Source organism: Leucobacter edaphi (genome assembly GCF_016522535.1).
Lineage (GTDB): Bacteria > Actinomycetota > Actinomycetes > Actinomycetales > Microbacteriaceae > Leucobacter > Leucobacter edaphi.
On sequence record NZ_JAEHOI010000005.1, the window covers coordinates 35,247 to 51,831 of the forward strand.

Here is a 16,585-nt window from a genome sequence, read left to right on the forward strand (position 1 = left end):
AAGTCGAGATCGACGCTATTCTTTGCCTGTGCACAATAATGTACCCACATCCTTTCCCGAGCGCAGCGGAGGCGATGGTTTTCCGCCAACTCCCCGTCGGCGCCATACGTGGGCGATCTGGGTGGCGGCCGCCGCAGGCACGCTGGTGCTTCTCCTCGCAGCCAGCGCGGCACTCATCCTGTTCATCAAGCTGAGCGGCGAGATCAGACACGCCCATAAGCTGACGCTCCTCAATCGAGAGTACGAATTTGGCGAGTTGGCGGACGCGTGCGGCATCAACTCACTCGGATACAGCGTGCAGGATGACGGAGAGTCGATCCGGTTCGATGATGCAGCGAAGTTTGAACCGAACCGGGCAAGTGCGAGCGAGATCGAATGCTTTGCGAGCAGCATCGGCGCACCCGATTCCCTCGAGTTCAAGATCGGAAACACCCGAGCGGTCGACGGCACCCTCAATGAACGGTGGAAAGACCACCAGGCGACCTGGACCTACCACCCGGAAAGCGGGCTGAACATCGTCTTCGAGCGGACCGACTCCCCTCCGACCCTGGCGGAGTTTCTCCGCGGCGAACGGTAACTGGGTCTTCACCTCCTCTGCGGCTGCCGACCACGACGGCCGCAAGCGACTCCTGGGCCAGACCGCTTCGTCCCTGGCCTGAGAGCGACGACTTGACTCACGGGCACGCGGTGACTGTGATCTATTCGCCTCTCTACGACTCGACCCGATTTCGGTCGGCTCGCCCGAGCGGCTCCGAGGGTCTCCCCTCCATCCACGGCTCACCGGAGCTCCGCGCACGCTACCCACCCCACCCCGGAATCTTCCTCAGCGCAGCACGCGGACCCCAGTTCGCGCCCCTTTTCCTGGCAGTTTTCTGTGCACCCTTCGGCGTCGCACGAGGCAGATATTCCGGCGACTGCGCTCGCGCGAAAAACGTGCCGGGGCGTACGCCCCAGAAGCACCCCCAGATCACCCGTTATTTTCGAGGCAAACGCCCCACATCCAGGCGGGCCGCAACAAACATTCCGCTCCGAAAAGTGGCGGAATTCCGCGGCGGAACAGAGGTTACATACCTTTACGCACGGTGTGTAAAAGTTCATTCTTGTGCATCACAGTTGGCGCATGCTCGCCTCCTCCCCTTCCGAGAACCCCGCCCCCTCGGGCCTCCGCGGACACTCCGCGGACTCGACTCCGCGCGACCCCGAGCAGGCGGCTTCGCAGCCTCCGGTCAGCCCAATCCTCGCTCGCGGGTCCGAGCCGATCGCCGCGGCCCGCGGCGCCACGCTCAGGGCCAGGAACTGGCGCGCCGAGGCGCTGCTGCGCATGTTCGAGAACGTGCTCGAGGTGGGCGAGCGACCGCAAGACCTGATCGTCTACGCGTCCCTCGGAAAGGCGGCGCGGAACTGGGACGAGGCCTGCGCGATCGCCCAGGCCCTGCTCGCGCTGGAGGAGAACGAAACGCTCGTGCTGCAGTCTGGCGCCGCGATTGGCGTGCTCCCCATGCACGCGGACGCGCCGCTCGTCGTCTCCGCGGTGAACAACACGGTGGGGCGGTGGGCAACCCCGGAGCGCTTCTACGAGCGCGCGGGGAACGGCCAGACGATCTGGGGCGGTCTGACCGCGGCGGCGTGGCAGTACATCGGCCGCCAGGGCGTCCTGCAGGGCACCTACGAACTGCTCCGGGTGATCGCGCGCAGGCACCTCGGCGGCGAGCGCCCAGAGGATCTGCGCGGGCGCTGGCTGCTCACCGCCGGACTCGGCGGGATGGGGTCGGCGCAGCCGATCAGCGCGAAGATGCTCGGCCTCAGTTCGATCACCGTCGAGGTCGATCCTGCCAGGGCGGGGCGTGCCTTCGCCGCGGGCGCGATCGACCTGCTGACAGGCGATCGTGACTGGGCGTTCGCAGAGCTTCGGCGCGCGCAGGAGGAGGACCGCGTGATCGCGATCGGTCTCGTGGGCAACGCGGCCGATGTCTTCTCCTCGTGCCTGCCCAGGGGCCTCACCCCCGACGTCGTCTCGGACCAGACCGCGGCGCACGATCCCCGGTACGGCTACGTTCCCGTCGGCTACACGATCGACGAGTGGGTTGCGGCGAGGGAGAGCGACCCCGAGTCCATCGAGCGCGCTGCACGGGCTTCGATCACGTGGCAGGTCGAGGCGATGCTCGAACTGCAGTCCCGCGGCTCGATCGTGTTCGAGAACGGCAACAATCTCCGCGTGCAGGCCATCGAGCATCTGGGCGAGGCGGACGCCCCGCGGATCAACGCGATCCCCGGGTTCATGGAGGCGTATCTGCGCCCCCTGTTCGCTCGCGGGATCGGGCCGTTCCGCTGGGTGTGCCTCTCGGGATCCGAGAAGGATCTGCGCGTCATCGACGAGCTCGCTTCCCGGCTCTTCCCGGACCGTCCCGAGGTCGCTCGCTGGATCGAGCTCGCGCGCGCGCACGTGCCCCCGCAGGGTCTCCCCGCGCGATCCTGCTGGCTCGGCCACGGGGAACGCTCCCGGATCGCGGGCGCCGTGAACGCCCTGGTCGCAGATGGCACCCTGTCGGCGCCCGTGCTGTTCACGCGCGACCATCTCGACTCGGCGGGGATGACGCATCCACGGATCGGCTCCGAGAGGATGCGCGACGGCTCGGACGGCGTCACCGACTGGCCGCTGCTCGACGCCATGCTCCTCGCAGCGGGCGGCGCGGATCTCGTCGCCGTGCACTCGGGTGGCGGCGGCTACTCCGGGTGGATGCAGTCCGCCGGTGTCTCGGTCGTTGCCGACGGTAGTGCGGGGGCCGCGCGCCGGATCACGCGGACGCTCGATTCCGATACCGGGCTCGGCGTTCTGCGCCACGCGACGGCGGGCTACCCCGAGGCAATAGAGACGCTGGCGGCCGCGGGACCCGCGGGAACCACGGGGGCCGCGAAGGCCACCGAGACGGCGCGCCTCGCGCACGAGCCCGACCCCACCGAAAGGAGCACCAACCGTGCGTGAACTCACCCCTGACGATGCCGTCGCCGCCGTGCGCGGAGGCGGGATCCTCGCCTGCGGCGGCGGCGGCTGGAAGCATCACGGCGAGCTCATGGGCTCCCTCGCGACGAGCCTGGAACGCCCGATCCTGGCCTCGATCGACGAGCTTCCCGAGGACACGTGGGTCGCAACCGTCACCGCGATCGGCGCGCCCGCTGCGAAGAACTGGGAGATTCGTCCGGTCGATTACGTGCACGCCCTCCAGGAGCTGACCCGCCGCAGCGAGGCCCCGATCAGCGCGGTGATGACGGCGCAAAACGGGTATTCGACGACGCTGAACGGGTGGATCCAGTCGAGCGTGCTCGGCGTGACCGTGCTCGATGCCGCGGGCGACGTGCGCGCGCACCCCACCGGCAAGCTCGGCTCTCTCGGCCTCGAGGAGCGGGCCGGCTACGTCTCGACGCAGGTCGTAAGCGGCGGAAACCGGGAGCTGAACGGCCACTTCCTCTCCATCAACGAGGGCAGGATCAACACCTGCGACGACGTGCTTCGCGACATCTCGGTGCGCACGGGCGGCTTCATCGCCGCCGCGCGCAACCCCGTTGAGCTCGCCTGGGTCCGCGACACCGCGGCCCACGGGGCCATTTCGCTCGCGATCGACCTCGGACACGAGATGAGCGCGGCCGGCGCGGGAGATGACCTGATCAGCGCTGTGGCGCGCCGCCTCGGAGGCACGGTGATCGACCGCGGACCGCTCGGGATCGAGCGCGGCACCGAGACTCTCGGCGGCTGGGATCGCGGCGTCTTCCGCGTGGGCGACCACACGATCCCGTTCCTCAACGAGTACATGGCCGTCGACTGTGAGGGGGAACGCGTGGCGAGCTACCCCGACACGATCGTCCTCATCGACACCGAGCTCGGCGAGGGCCTCGCTGTGAAGGACGCGGGAGCGGGCGGCCGCGATACGGCGCTCATCGTCGTTCCGGCGGGCGCGCTCCCCGTCTCAGCCTCCGCGATCGACCGCACGGGGCTCGCCGAGTGCGAGGCCATCATGGGGATCCCGTTCCTCGAATTCCTCGACCCGGATCTGCGCGGCGGATCCGGCGCTTACGCCTCGCAGCTTTCAACCTGACTCACCCACCCCAACCTGCACCACACCACCCCCCCCCTAGGAGTGCACCATGAAGATCGCCCGTCCCCGTACCGCAATCACCCTCTCCGCCCTGGCCATGGGAGCGCTCCTGCTCACCGCGTGCTCGAACCCGACGGACGCCAGAACTCCGGGCGAGGGGGCCGATCAGAAGATCGTCGTGTCCTCCGCGAACTTCGTCACCTCGGAGGTGGTCGGCAACGTTTACGCTGAGGCGCTCAGGGCGGCAGAGGTTCCGGTCGAGACCAGGTTCAATGTCGGATCGCGCGAGGCCTATGTGCCCGCGCTCAAGGACGGCTCGATCGATCTGATCCCCGATTTCACCGGGAATCTCCTACTCTTCCTCGACAAGGACGCAAAGGTTTCGTCGACGGAAGAGATCAACACGCAGCTCGCAGCGGCGCTCGAGAAGGACGGCCTCGAGCCGCTCGACCCGGCACCGGCCGAGGACAAGGACGCGCTCGTGGTCACCGAAAAGCGGGCGAAGGAGTGGAAGCTCAGGTCGATCTCGGACCTCGCCGCGCACAATTCCGAGCTCCGGATCGCGAGCGCGCCGGAGTTCAAGGAGAGGCCCGTTGGCCTTCCCGGGCTCGCCGAACACTACGGGGTCGTCCCGAAGCAGTTCGTCGCGATCTCGGACGGCGGCGGACCCGCGACGTTGAAAGCCCTGCTCGACGGCAACGTCGACGCGGCAAACATCTACACCGCGAGCGCGAGCATCCCCGCAAACCACCTCGTGATCCTCGAGGACCCCAAGTTCAACTTCCCCAGCCAGAACGTTGTCCCCGTGATCAACAAGAAAAAGGCCAGCCCGCACGTGAAAAGCGTGCTCAATGAGGTCTCCAAGCGGCTCACGACGACCGAGCTGATCGCGTTGAACGAGCTGGTCACCGGCACGAAGAAGCTCGAGCCAACGGCCGCAGCGAAGCAGTGGCTCGAGAGCCAGGGCCTCGGCTGACCCGCTGACCCGCGGTACCGGCGAAACGCCGAAACGCGAAGCACCGAAACGCGAAGCACCGAAACGTCGCGCCGCAGAGCCACTCGCACCCAGAGCCCGCCTGCGACGCGCCACGCACCGCCCCCACTCCCGGGCGAGAACAGAGAGAGAGCACGCATGCTGACGCAGGAATACACCCTGCACCTGGGCGCCACTCGGGTGACGCCCGATGAGGTTGCGCGGGTGAGCCGGGGTGAGGCACCGGTCCGCCTCGACGAGACAGCCCACCGCCGGATCGACGCGGCGCGGGCCGTCGTCGCGGGACTCATCGCCAGGGGCACGCCGGCATACGGCGTGACACGAGGCCTCGGACCACTGCAAGATCAGCCGATTCCCCCGGAGCTGCAGCGCGATTTCCAGACCTTCGTGTTCGCCTCCCACCACGCGGGATGCGGGGAGAACCTCAGCCGTGCAGAGGCCAGATCGGTCATGATCGCCCGGCTCGCCGTCATGGCCCAGGGCAACTCGGGCGGCAGCCGGGAGCTCATCACGGGCCTCGCCGAGCTCGTCTCGCGAGGCGTCACCCCGGCGATCCCCGTCGCGGGCAGCGTCGGATCCGCCGATCTCGCCCCCCTCGCCGCCGTCGGCACGGTGCTCGTGGGGCGGGGACGCGCGCTCGGGCGGGACGGCACGCCCATCCCGGGAGATGAGGCGCTCCGCGCCGCAGGAATCGAGCCGGTGAGCCTGCAGGCGAAAGACGGCCACGCCCTCGTCGTCGCGAACGCGGGCGCGGTCGGGATCGGCTGCCTGGCGCTCGTGGACCTCGAGCGGCTCGCGAGGATCGCGGATCTCGCCGCGGTGCACTCCGTCGAGGCGCTCAGCTGCAACACCGACGTGTTCGATGACGCCGCGCTCTCGGCGCGCCCGCACCCCGGCCAGGTCCGTTCCGGCGCGCGGCTCAGGCGCCTCCTCGCGGGGGGCGCGCTCTCCTCCGGCGAGGTGCGCCCGGCTCGCCTGCAGGACCCGCTGTCCTTCCGCACCATCCCCCAGGTCCACGGCGTGATCCTCGAGCAGGCCGCCCACCTGCGAGAAGTCCTCGACATCGAGCTGAACTCGATGCCGGAGAACCCCTTCATCGACGAGTCCTCGGGCACCCTGATCGCCAACGGGAATTTCTCGGCTCTGCGGCTCGCCCTGTCGCTCGATCAGTGCCGGATCGCACTCGCGCACCTCGGGCTCCTCGCCGAGCGCCGCATCGCGGTCCTGATCGGGCGCCTGCGCGCCGATCGGCCGCTCTCCGAACAGCTCGTCGCGTTCGCGAGCGGCTCGGCGCCCGTCGTCCCGCCCATCCTCGCGAACGTCGCCGCCTCGATCTCCGCTCGCCTGCAGCATCTCGCCGCGCCGTTCTCGATCCTGCCGTCGATCGTTGGCGACGGGATCGAAGACCACAACTCTCAGGCCTACTCGGCCGCGCTCGCCCTGCGCGACGCGATCGAGCTCGCCGAGCAGCTGTTCACGATCGAGGCGCTCGCCGCGAGCGGGGTCTCCGCGAGCGAACCCGAGACGCACGCGCGCCGGCGGGGCCCAGGCCTCGCACCGTTCGCGGCACTCGCCTCCCGGATCCTCGAGTCCTACGAGCCCACCGGCGGCACCCAGGCCCAACTCACCGCGATGCGCTGCGCGCTCCACAAGAACTCCAGGTGCAAGGCCAAATCAGCCGGCCCAGTCGGCCTCGGTGCCGACACCGTCTCCCCGCCGGCACACACCGACCCCGAACGGGTGCTCACGTGATCACGTTCGAGAACGCGACGAAAGTCTTCGCGGACGGGACGACCGCGGTCGAGGGCCTGTCGCTCAAGGTCGAAGCGGGCACGCTCACCGTGTTCGTCGGCCCCAGCGGCTGCGGCAAGACGACATCGATGCGCATGGTGAACAAAATGGTCGCCCCGACGAGCGGCCGGATCCTCGTCGGAGGGCGCGACATCGCCGGGCTCCCCGCGGTGCCGCACCGGCTCGGGATCGGCTACGTCATCCAGCACGGCGGCCTCCTCCCCCACCGGACGGTGCTCGACAACGTCGCCCAGGTGCTGCGCCTGCGCGGCCTCCGCAAGCGCGTGGCCCGTGCCCGCGCGCACGAGGCGATCGAGCGGGTGCGCCTGCGCCCGGAACTCATCGACCGCTACCCGGCCCAGCTCTCTGGCGGGCAGCAACAGCGGGTCGGGGTGGCGCGGGCGCTCGCCGCCGATCCCCCGATTCTCCTGATGGACGAGCCGTTCAGCGCCGTCGACCCCGTGGTGCGCGAGGAGTTGCAGCTCGAGATGCTCCGCATCCAGAGCGAACTCCGGAAGACGATCATCCTCGTCACCCACGATATCGACGAGGCGCTGCGTCTCGGGGACCGGATCGCGGTGTTCGCCCCGGGCGGCGCGGTCCAGCAGTACGCCGATCCCGAGACGGTCCTGACGCGCCCCGCGAACGCGCACGTTCACGCGCTCGTAGGCCGCGATCAGGGGTATCGTTCGCTCGCCTTCGCCAGCGCCGACGCAATCCCCACGCTCCCCCTCGGCCCCGTTCTCGCGGGAAGAATCCGCGTCGGGGAGGCCTGGGAGCTCGAGGTGGACGAAAACGGCCGCGCCTCGGCATGGATCGATCGGCGGGGCGCGAGACGCGCGCCCGGGTCCCAGGTGCCACCCGGCGGCAGCCTCCGCGCGGCACTCGAGGCGATCCTCACGTCCCCCGCTCCGTACGGCATCCGAGGTGATGGATCCGGGCGCCCCACGGCCCTCATCGAGGCCGCGGACGTGTATCGCGCTCTCGCGCTCCGCAACGGTTCCTTGCGATGAACTGGGCCATCGACAACGTCGAACAGCTGCTCGGGATCGTGGCGCAGCACGCCGTCCTCGCCGTCGCCCCCACCGCGATCGGGCTGGCGCTCGCAATCCCGCTCGGAATGATCCTGCACCGGACCCGCACCGCGCGCGCCGTCGCGGTTGTGGCCAGCGGCATCGTCTTCACCGTGCCCTCGCTCGCGCTCTTCGTCGTGATTCCATCGCTGATCGGCACACGGATCCTCGATCCCGTGAACGTGGTCGTCGCACTTTCCCTCTACTCGGTCGCCCTGCTCCTCCGTTCGGTTCTGGAAGCCCTCGACGCGATCGACCCCGCCGTGCTCGACGCGGCGGAGGCGATCGGGACCTCGCGGACGCGACGAGCGCTCGGCACCGAGCTCCCGCTCGCGATCCCCGTTCTCGCGGCGGGAGCGCGGGTCGTCGCGGTGACGAATGTCTCGCTCGTCTCGGTCGGCGCCGTGATCGGGGTCGGGGGACTCGGTCAGCTCTTCACCGCCGGGTTCCAGCGCAACGCGCCCGAGCAGATCGCCGTCGGAATCCTTGCGACGCTCGCGCTTGCGTTCCTGATCGACCGCGCGCTCGGAATCTCGGCACGGGCCCTCACCCCCTGGCTGCGCGTTCCTCCCGTTCAGGAGGCCGAGCGTGCTGGCTGACGCGCTGCGATTCCTCACGGACGGCACACACTGGTCGGGGCCGGACGGCATTCCCGTGCGCCTCGCCGAGCACCTCGGCCTTTCGGCGCTCGCGATCCTCATCGGGGCCTGCGTCGCGATCCCGATCGGGGTGCTGATCGGGCACACCCGACGCGGGATCGCGCTCGCCGTCGGCGCGATCAACGTGCTCCGCGCGCTCCCGAGCCTCGGGCTGCTCACCCTCCTCGCGCTGCTGCTCGGCCTCGGACTGCTGCCACCACTCGCGACGCTCGTTGCGCTCGCGATCCCGCCCCTGCTCGCGGGCAGCTACTCGGGCATCGCGAACATCACGGCGGCGACCGTCGACGCTGCCCGCGCGATGGGGATGACGGAGTGGCAGATTGTCGCCAGGGTCGAGGGCCCGCTCGCCGCACCGCTCATCCTGACCGGGCTCCGCAACGCGGCGCTCCAGGTGATCGCTACCGCGACCATCGCCGCCTACGTGAACGAGGGCGGGATCGGGCGATTCATCTTCGACGGCCTCGCGCTCCACGACTACGGCCGCATGCTCGTGGGGGCCGCGCTCGTGACCGCTCTCGCGCTCGCGGTGGACGGATGCCTCGCCCTGATCGAGAAGTTCGCTGAATTCCCCGGTGTCAGGGGTAGGGTCACCGCATGACCCAGAACGAGCTCATCACCGTCGTCGCCCTTGCCGCGTTCGCGATGCTGCTCCTGTCGGTGTGGCAGTTCGACCGGCGTCGACGCCGTCAAGAGTCTCAGGGAGCAGGTGGATCTGGTGGATCGGCCGCCGCGGGGATCTTCGGGAGCTGTGACGAGGTATTCCATCCGGAAGGGGCGCGGGCCTCGGAGATTCGCGAGATCCAGCGGGAGCTCCCCGCTGAGGCAGCAGTTCCCGGCGATCCGATCCGACCTGACCGTCCGCTCACCATCACGCTTCCGCCGCCGACGGAATAGCACCCAACCGAGACCAAGAATCGCAGCGCCGAACCGCGCGCGAACGCAACGATCCCTCCCGCCGAAACCGGTTCGGCGGGAGGGATCGTTGCGTTGAGCAGGTGATGCGGGCCCCGGATTCGACATCCGTCGGCCCGCACCACTCAGGCCCTATCGGCGGGAAGCGATGCGCTTCCGAGCCATGAGGGTCACACCTGCCGCGAGCATCAGGCCGGCAACCCCGGCCAGCCCGAGGAGTGCACCGTCCTCAGCGCCCGTGACGGGGAGGCCGGGCTGCGCCGGCTTCTCCGGAGTGGTCGGCGTCGTCGGCTTGGTGGGCTTCTCCGGGGTCTTCTCGTAGGTGTTCGTCAGCACCACGTTCTGCACCGTGCCGTCGCCAGCGGTGACGTTCTCGATGTCGAACGTGCCGCCGGTCCACGTCACACCGGGAACCGCACCGGGGGTGAGCTCCTTCAGCGTGACCGTCGCCCCGTACGGGATCGGGTCGGACTGCACCACGACGCCGTCAGCGCGCACCACGATCTCGCCCGAACCCGCTTCGAAGCCGGTGCCAGCCGGGTAGCTGTACTCAACCGTGAACTGGGTATCTGCGGGGATGAGCGTCGAACCGTTGCCCTCGATCGCCTTGCGGATCCCGATCGCGCCCTGGCGGAGCTGGGTCGGGTTGTCGAGATCGATCGCGATCACCGTGCCGGGCAGCACCGTGAAACCGTTCTCGGAGAACACGGGATCGAGCCAGTCGACGCCGGCGATCGGATCCGCGGCCTTCTCCGTGAGCGTCACGACCGCGCCAGCGGGCACGCCCTCGACGGTCACCGGGTCGCCGCCAGCGGGGACCTCGACGGTGCCGGAGCCGGTCTTGCCGTCATCCGTCGTCCAGGTGTAATCGACCGTGAACAGGGTGCCCTCCGGGACGAGGCCGCTCGCGCCGCCCGACACCGACTTCTTCAGCGAGAATCCGCCGAGCGTCTCCGTCACCGGGTTCGTCACCTTCACCTCGACGGCCGTGCCGTCAGCGACCGTGAAGTTCTCGGGAGAGATGACCGGCTTGCCCCAGGCGAGGCCCTCAACCGGGGCGGGCGTCTGCTCGGTCACGGTCACGTTCGCGCCGACGGGGAGATCGCCGCTCGTGACGGGCTTGCCGTCCGCGCCGACCGTGAGCGTGCCCGATCCGGCCGGGAAACCGACGCCAGCGGGGTACGAGTAGTCGAGCACGAACTGCGCGTCGGAGGGGACCAGGTCCAGCGCCCCGGCGGTGCCCTCGAGCGACTTCGCTGCCGAGAAGTTCCCGACCTTCACGTCGGCCTTGTTCGTCAGCACGACCTCGGCCAGCTTGCCGCCCTCGAGGGTGAAGTTGTTCTGCGAGAACGTGGGCTCACCCCAGGCGATGTTCGCGGGCGAGGTGGGCTTGACCTCCATCAGGGTGACGGTCGATCCGCGCGGGAACTCCGGGCTCTTCCAGGTCCCGTTGGCCGCGACCTCGAAGCTTCCCGTGAGCGCTGCGCTATCCGGCACGTTGACCACGTAATCGCCCGTGAACTTCAGATCGGCGGGGAGATTGACGGCGTTGCCCTCGACCTTCTTCGTGATCTGGAACACGCCGACGTTCTCGCCGATGCCGGTGCCGCCGCCACCCGCGTAGCGGACGAGGCCGTTCGCGCTGCCGTCGGTCTGTCCGTTGATCGCGAACTCGGCGGTGTTGGTGTACTCGGTTGCCTGGCCCGGGTTGGTGACCTTCGTGCGGTACTCAACCTGGTAGTAGTAGCCCTGCTGGGTGGTGAACTTCACCACACCGGTGGTGGGATCGACCGTGTACTCGGAGCGGGGAACCAGCTGCCAGTTGATCGGACGGGTCGCGCCGTCGCCCGGTCGCGGGCCGATCTCGTTCGTTCGCTGCAGCTCGGGGGTCGAGTCGTTCACGATGAGTTCCTGGTTCGGGCCGGGCGTATCGCGCACCTCGACGTTCAGCCCGCCGGCCATGCCCCCCAGGGGCGCCTCGACGTGCACGTACCAGTCGACCTCGTCCTTGGCGTAGTCGTAGGATCCGTCCTTCTTGTAGTTCCAGACGAAATCGCAGTTCGTTCCGCACGTCTCAGTGGAGGGGGAAACGTTTACCTTGACGGTCTGGCCGCCGACCTCGAAGGTCTCCTCCTGCGTCTGGGTGACGGTCTTGTTCACCTTGACCCAGAAGTTGACGTTGCCCTTCAGGTTGCGCGAGTTGTCGGAGATGTACGCCGAATCGAAATCGCACACGAGCTGGGTCGGCTGAGCGACACACGTCGCGATCGTTGCTCCGGTGTCCTGAGCCTTGATCGTGAAGGTGTCCCCGCGACCGGCGAGCTCCGGCGGGAGGGCGATCGTGAACCCGGCCGGCGATGAAGGGTTGTCCGGGAGCGTCCAGTCTGCGGTCATCTCCGCAGAGCTGCCGCTCGTAACCGTATTGTTCACGAACTGAATATTCGTGACCGTGGCCGTGGTCGCATACGGCGGAGCTGCCATCGCGGCACCCACGCCGCCGGTCACGAGCAGCAGGAGCGCGGTCGAGGCCGCGGCGACACTGCGCCCGAGCCCCCGCATCCTGAAGCCACGACGTGCAAACCGCCTCGTCTTGCCCTGATTCATCTGTATTTTCCCCTGATCAAACAACAAAGCTCAGATAGCACATCATAATTACGTTCCGAAGTCGAACGAAGTGTAGTTATTCACCATTTCACCTCGGTTCCACGCAATGGCAACGTGGCTCACTTGTAGGCTTCGCACAACAGAGAGAAAGTAAATTCTCAGGTTTAATTTATGGCCAAAATGTCCGAGCGGCGGGGCGGGGCCGCTTCGCCAGCTCGGGACCCGCGAATCTCGCTCCCGAGCGTTGAGCGGATCGGGCCGACCCCGCGGCGATTCGCTTCCGTCGGCGGCGGAGACGAGGAGCGGCCCGCGGGGTCGAGCGACCGGGGCCTCCGAGCCGTTCGGGCACGAGCGCCCTCGTCGATGCCGGAATCGAGAGATTGCCCGTGGCCGCGAATGCCGATGCGGCGGACGTAATACCGCACCGACCGTTGTGCCCGTCCAGTTACGCCCTGTATCGTCGTCAGCCACCGATCCCTACGGGCTTCGAGAATGCGAGTTGATCATGGGTTTTCCATTCCTCCGGTATCTCGACCCCGTCCTGGGCGGCCGAGCGGCCCCCGCGGACCGCGAGGGCGCCAGAACGTTCGCTCCGCCGACGCCCGCCGCATCGCCGCTCGCCGCCGCATCGCCGCTCGCAGCCGGCATCGCCCCCTCCGCGGCCCGTCCACGACTCCCCTCTTCCCACTGACCAGCGCACGATCGCTTAGGAGAGCACCATGCACCACGCCCGCACGCACACTCGCAAGCACACCCTCGCGGTTACGGCGATCCTCGCCGCGGGAGCGCTCCTCCTCGCGGGGTGCTCCGATCCGACGACGCAGAAGGGCGGTGATTCGTCGAGTTCGAGCCCGGACGGGAAAGACCCGATCATCGTCTCGTCCGCGAATTTCACCACCTCGGAGATCGTGGCCAACCTGTACGCTGAGTCGCTGCGCGACGCGGGAATCCCCGTTGAGACGAAATTCAATGTCGGCTCGCGCGAGGCGTACGTTCCCGCGCTGAAAGACGGATCGATCGATCTGATCCCCGACTTCACCGGCAACCTGCTGCTGTTCCTGAACAAGGACGCCGACATGTCGTCACGCGAGAAGATCGACACGCAGCTCGCCACGGCACTGCAGGCCGATGGGCTCGAGATGCTCGAGCCTGCGCCGGCCGAGGACAAAGACGCGCTCGTCGTCACCGAGGAGCGCGCGAAGCAATGGAAGCTACAGAGCATCGCGGACCTCAAGGCCCACAACGACGAACTGAAGATCGCCGGGGCGCCGGAGTTCAAGCAGCGCCCGGTCGGGCTTCCCGGACTCGAGAAGAACTACGGCGTCGTGCCCAAGGAGTTCGTCTCGATCTCCGATGGCGGCGGCCCAGCGACGGTGAAGGCGCTCGTCAACGGCGACGTCCAGGCCGCGAACATCTACACCGCCAGCTCGAGCATCCCAGCGAACAAGTTCGTCGTGCTTGAGGATCCGAAATTCAACTTCCCGAGCCAGAACACGGTCCCCGTGATCTCCGAGAAGAAGGTGACGGATCAGGTGAAAAAGGTACTGAACGGGGTCTCGGCGAAGCTCACGACGGAGGAACTCGTGAAGCTTGACGAGATGGTGACGGGTCCGCAGAAGCTCGAGCCGAACGCCGCGGCGAAACAGTGGCTGAAGGAGAAGGGCCTGATCTAGCACGTGCGGGCGCCGGATCGCGGCCGGATGCGCCGCCGATCCAGCACCGCGCCAGCAGCCCCTCCGCCCAGCACCGCACCACGCTCGACCCAGAAAGCCCGCGCATGATCTCCTTCCAGAACGCATCGAAAGCCTTTCCCGACGGCACCGTCGGGGTCGACGACCTGAGCCTCGAGGTGGAGACCGGGTCCCTCACGGTATTCGTCGGGCCGAGCGGCTGCGGCAAAACGACCTCGATGCGGATGGTCAACAAGATGGTGACGCCCACGAGCGGCCGCGTGCTCATCGACGGTCGCGACATCGCGGACCTCCCCACCGTTCCCCTCAGACTCGGGATCGGCTACGTGATCCAGCACGCTGGTCTCCTCCCCCACCGCACGGTACTCGACAACGTCGCGCAGGTCCTCCGCCTCAAGGGACTCAGCAGGCGGGAAGCGCGGGCCCGCGCGCACGAGGCCATCGAGCGCGTGCAGCTGCGTCCCGAACTCATCGATCGCTACCCCTCGCAGCTCTCCGGCGGACAGCAGCAGCGCGTTGGTGTGGCCCGAGCGCTCGCCGCGGATCCCCCGATCCTCCTCATGGATGAGCCGTTCAGCGCTGTCGACCCCGTCGTGCGCGAGGAACTGCAGCTCGAGATCCTCAGGATCCAGCGCGAGGTGCAGAAGACGATCCTGTTCGTCACGCACGACATCGACGAGGCGCTCCGCCTCGGCGACCGGATCGCGGTGTTCGCCCCGGGTGGCGAGGTCCAGCAGTACGCCGCTCCGGAGACCGTGCTCACGCAGCCCGCGAACGAGCTCGTGCGCTCCATGGTGGGCCGTGATCGGGGATTCCGTGCGCTCTCCTTCGCCGGGGCTGAATCGGTCCCCGTGCATCAGCTCCCCGGGGCATCGGACGGCACGATCCACGTCGACGGCGCCTGGGCGTTCACGCTCGACCCGGACGGCCGCCCGGGCGACTGGCTCGGCAGCGACGGCGCACCGCTCGGGCTCGGGACCCTGATCCCGCCGGACGGGAGCCTCAGAACCGTGCTCGACGCCGTGCTGTCCTCGCCCGCGCCATACGCGATCTGCGTCGATGCGGCGGGACGCCCCTCCGGGATCGTGCAGGCCGAGGACGCCTATCGCGCCGTCGCGCGGCGCGGAAGCGGTGAGGCGCCGTGAACTGGGCGTTCGAGAACTGGCAGGCGCTGCTCGGGCTGATCGCGCAACACGCCCTGCTTGCCGCGGCACCGACCCTGATCGGACTCGCGATCGCGATCCCGCTCGGGCTGCTCCTCCACCGGACTCGCGCGCCGCGCGCCATCGCGTTCGCGGTCGGCGGGATCATCTTCACGATCCCCTCCCTCGCCCTTTTCGTGGTCATCCCGTCGATCATCGGCACCCAGATCCTGAACCCGATCAACGTGGTCATCGCACTGTCCTGCTATTCCGCGGCGCTGCTGCTGCGCTCGGTCTTCGAGGCGCTCGACTCGGTCGACCCAGTGGTGCGTGATGCCGCCCTCGCGATCGGCACGTCGCGCGTTCGGCTCGCACTCGGAACCGACCTCCCGCTCGCGATTCCCGTGCTGACCGCGGGAGCCCGTGTCGTCGCCGTGACGAACGTGTCGCTCGTGTCCGTGGGTGCGGTGATCGGCGTCGGCGGCCTCGGCCAGTTGTTCACCGCCGGGTATCAACGCAATTACCCCGATCAGATCCTCGCCGGAATCCTCGCGATTCTCGTGCTCGCGTTCGTCTTCGACCGCGTGCTCAGCCTGATCGGGCGGATCCTCACCCCGTGGACCCGCGCGGGAGTGGCTCGTCGCGGCAGCGGCAACGGCAACGGTAGCGGCAGCACCGAGACGCCCGGTGCAGCCCTCACGGGCACCGCGTCCACCGCTCGCGCGAGCAACAGCCGGGCCGGCGCGCACCCGAGCGAGGAGGTGGCCGATGTTCGGTGACATGCTCGGCTTCCTCGCAGACGGCGCCAACTGGATCGGCTCCGACGGCATCCTGAGCCGCCTCCTCGAGCACCTCGGCATCTCGGCGCTCTCCGTGCTCATCGCCGCGGTGATCGCGATCCCGATCGGGATCCTGATCGGGCACACCGGCCGCGGCGTCACCCTCGCGGTCGGGGCGATGAACACGCTGCGCGCGCTCCCGAGCCTCGGCGTCATGACCCTGCTCGCGCTGTTCATCGGCCTCGGGCTGATCCCGCCCGTGATCGCGCTCGTGGCCCTCGCGATCCCGCCGCTGCTCGCCGGAGTCACCTCCGGGTTCCGGAGCGTCGACCCGACGACCGTCGACGCCGCGCGCGCGATGGGCATGCGAGAGGGCCAGATCATCACGCAGGTCGAGCTTCCGCTCGCGGTGCCGCTGATCGCGGCGGGGTTCCGCAACGCCGCGCTGCAGGTGATCGCGACCGCCACGATCGCCGCCTACGTCAACCTCGGCGGTCTCGGGCGCTACATCTTCGACGGACTCGCCGTCTACGACTACGGGAGCATGCTCGTGGGCGCGGTGCTCGTGTCGATGCTCGCGCTCATCGTCGACGGGACGCTCGCCGGTCTCGGCGCGATCGCGGCGCCCCGGACCGGCCGCCGCTCCCGCCGCTCCGGCCGAACCTGACACGAGCGCCGGGATGCTCACGCGCGAGGCGGGCCGGGCGATCCCGCACCGTCAGCGGGCGGTGGGGCCCTGACCGGTCCTTCCCATGGCTGAACCGGAGATCCTCGGCCGACGCTCGCGCACACGCACGAATCCCCGCCTCGAATGGACTTCGAGGCGGGGATTCGTGCGCTGTTCACGGT

Annotated in this window: 14 protein-coding genes and 1 pseudogene; 13 read left to right on the plus strand and 2 right to left on the minus strand. The window is 68.7% G+C overall.

From position 1 onward, the window contains the following. The first annotated feature begins 28 nt into the window (after window positions 1–28). The 9 genes from JD292_RS05735 (at window position 29) to JD292_RS05775 (ending at window position 9,502) form a co-directional block, all read left to right on the plus strand. Entirely contained in the window at window positions 29–577 is a 549-nt protein-coding gene (locus tag JD292_RS05735) for a hypothetical protein (RefSeq protein WP_200131783.1), read from the plus strand. A gap of 543 nt (window positions 578–1,120) precedes the next feature. Beyond that, complete coding sequence (hutU, locus tag JD292_RS05740; protein WP_200131784.1) at window positions 1,121–2,983, plus strand: urocanate hydratase; 1,863 nt, start codon at window positions 1,121–1,123, stop codon at window positions 2,981–2,983. Continuing rightward, a complete protein-coding gene (locus tag JD292_RS05745; protein WP_200131785.1) occupies window positions 2,976–4,091 on the plus strand; it encodes an S-methyl thiohydantoin desulfurase domain-containing protein in 1,116 nt (371 codons plus the stop codon). Before hutU ends, JD292_RS05745 begins: the two co-directional genes overlap by 8 nt. A 49-nt stretch (window positions 4,092–4,140) precedes the next feature. Further along, window positions 4,141–5,067: an ABC transporter substrate-binding protein gene (locus JD292_RS05750; protein WP_200131786.1), complete on the plus strand. Its 927-nt coding sequence runs from the start codon at window positions 4,141–4,143 to the stop codon at window positions 5,065–5,067. 156 nt (window positions 5,068–5,223) lie between these two features. Continuing rightward, entirely contained in the window at window positions 5,224–6,837 is a 1,614-nt protein-coding gene (locus JD292_RS05755; RefSeq protein ID WP_200131787.1) for an HAL/PAL/TAL family ammonia-lyase, read from the plus strand. Further along, entirely contained in the window at window positions 6,834–7,889 is a 1,056-nt protein-coding gene (locus JD292_RS05760) for an ABC transporter ATP-binding protein (RefSeq protein WP_200131788.1), read from the plus strand. Before JD292_RS05755 ends, JD292_RS05760 begins: the two co-directional genes overlap by 4 nt. Continuing rightward, complete coding sequence (locus JD292_RS05765) at window positions 7,886–8,548, plus strand: ABC transporter permease (RefSeq protein ID WP_200131789.1); 663 nt, start codon at window positions 7,886–7,888, stop codon at window positions 8,546–8,548. The genes JD292_RS05760 and JD292_RS05765 overlap by 4 nt, the downstream gene beginning before the upstream one ends. Further along, window positions 8,538–9,206: an ABC transporter permease gene (locus JD292_RS05770; RefSeq protein WP_200131790.1), complete on the plus strand. Its 669-nt coding sequence runs from the start codon at window positions 8,538–8,540 to the stop codon at window positions 9,204–9,206. Before JD292_RS05765 ends, JD292_RS05770 begins: the two co-directional genes overlap by 11 nt. Next, window positions 9,203–9,502: a hypothetical protein gene (locus JD292_RS05775; protein ID WP_200131791.1), complete on the plus strand. Its 300-nt coding sequence runs from the start codon at window positions 9,203–9,205 to the stop codon at window positions 9,500–9,502. Before JD292_RS05770 ends, JD292_RS05775 begins: the two co-directional genes overlap by 4 nt. On the opposite strand, the pseudogene JD292_RS12545 reads toward JD292_RS05775, so the two are convergent. Continuing rightward, window positions 9,497–9,628: pseudogene (locus JD292_RS12545) on the minus strand (hypothetical protein); the annotation flags it as partial. The gene JD292_RS05775 and the pseudogene JD292_RS12545 overlap by 6 nt on opposite strands. 24 nt (window positions 9,629–9,652) lie before the next feature. Next, the gene (locus tag JD292_RS05780; protein ID WP_200131792.1) at window positions 9,653–12,079 is read right to left on the minus strand and encodes a DUF5979 domain-containing protein; all 2,427 of its coding nucleotides are present in this window, start codon (window positions 12,077–12,079) and stop codon (window positions 9,653–9,655) included. A gap of 764 nt (window positions 12,080–12,843) precedes the next feature. On the opposite strand from JD292_RS05780, the gene JD292_RS05785 reads away from it, so the two are divergent. The 4 genes from JD292_RS05785 to JD292_RS05800 all read left to right on the plus strand — a co-directional run bounded on the left by JD292_RS05785 (window position 12,844) and on the right by JD292_RS05800 (window position 16,403). Next, complete coding sequence (locus JD292_RS05785; protein ID WP_200131793.1) at window positions 12,844–13,797, plus strand: ABC transporter substrate-binding protein; 954 nt, start codon at window positions 12,844–12,846, stop codon at window positions 13,795–13,797. A gap of 104 nt (window positions 13,798–13,901) precedes the next feature. After that, a complete protein-coding gene (locus JD292_RS05790; protein WP_200131794.1) occupies window positions 13,902–14,960 on the plus strand; it encodes an ABC transporter ATP-binding protein in 1,059 nt (352 codons plus the stop codon). Further along, on the plus strand, window positions 14,957–15,736 hold the full coding sequence (locus JD292_RS05795; protein WP_200131795.1) for an ABC transporter permease: 780 nt from the start codon (window positions 14,957–14,959) through the stop codon (window positions 15,734–15,736). The genes JD292_RS05790 and JD292_RS05795 overlap by 4 nt, the downstream gene beginning before the upstream one ends. Then, complete coding sequence (locus JD292_RS05800; protein WP_200131796.1) at window positions 15,726–16,403, plus strand: ABC transporter permease; 678 nt, start codon at window positions 15,726–15,728, stop codon at window positions 16,401–16,403. The genes JD292_RS05795 and JD292_RS05800 overlap by 11 nt, the downstream gene beginning before the upstream one ends. Window positions 16,404–16,585 lie beyond the last annotated feature (182 nt).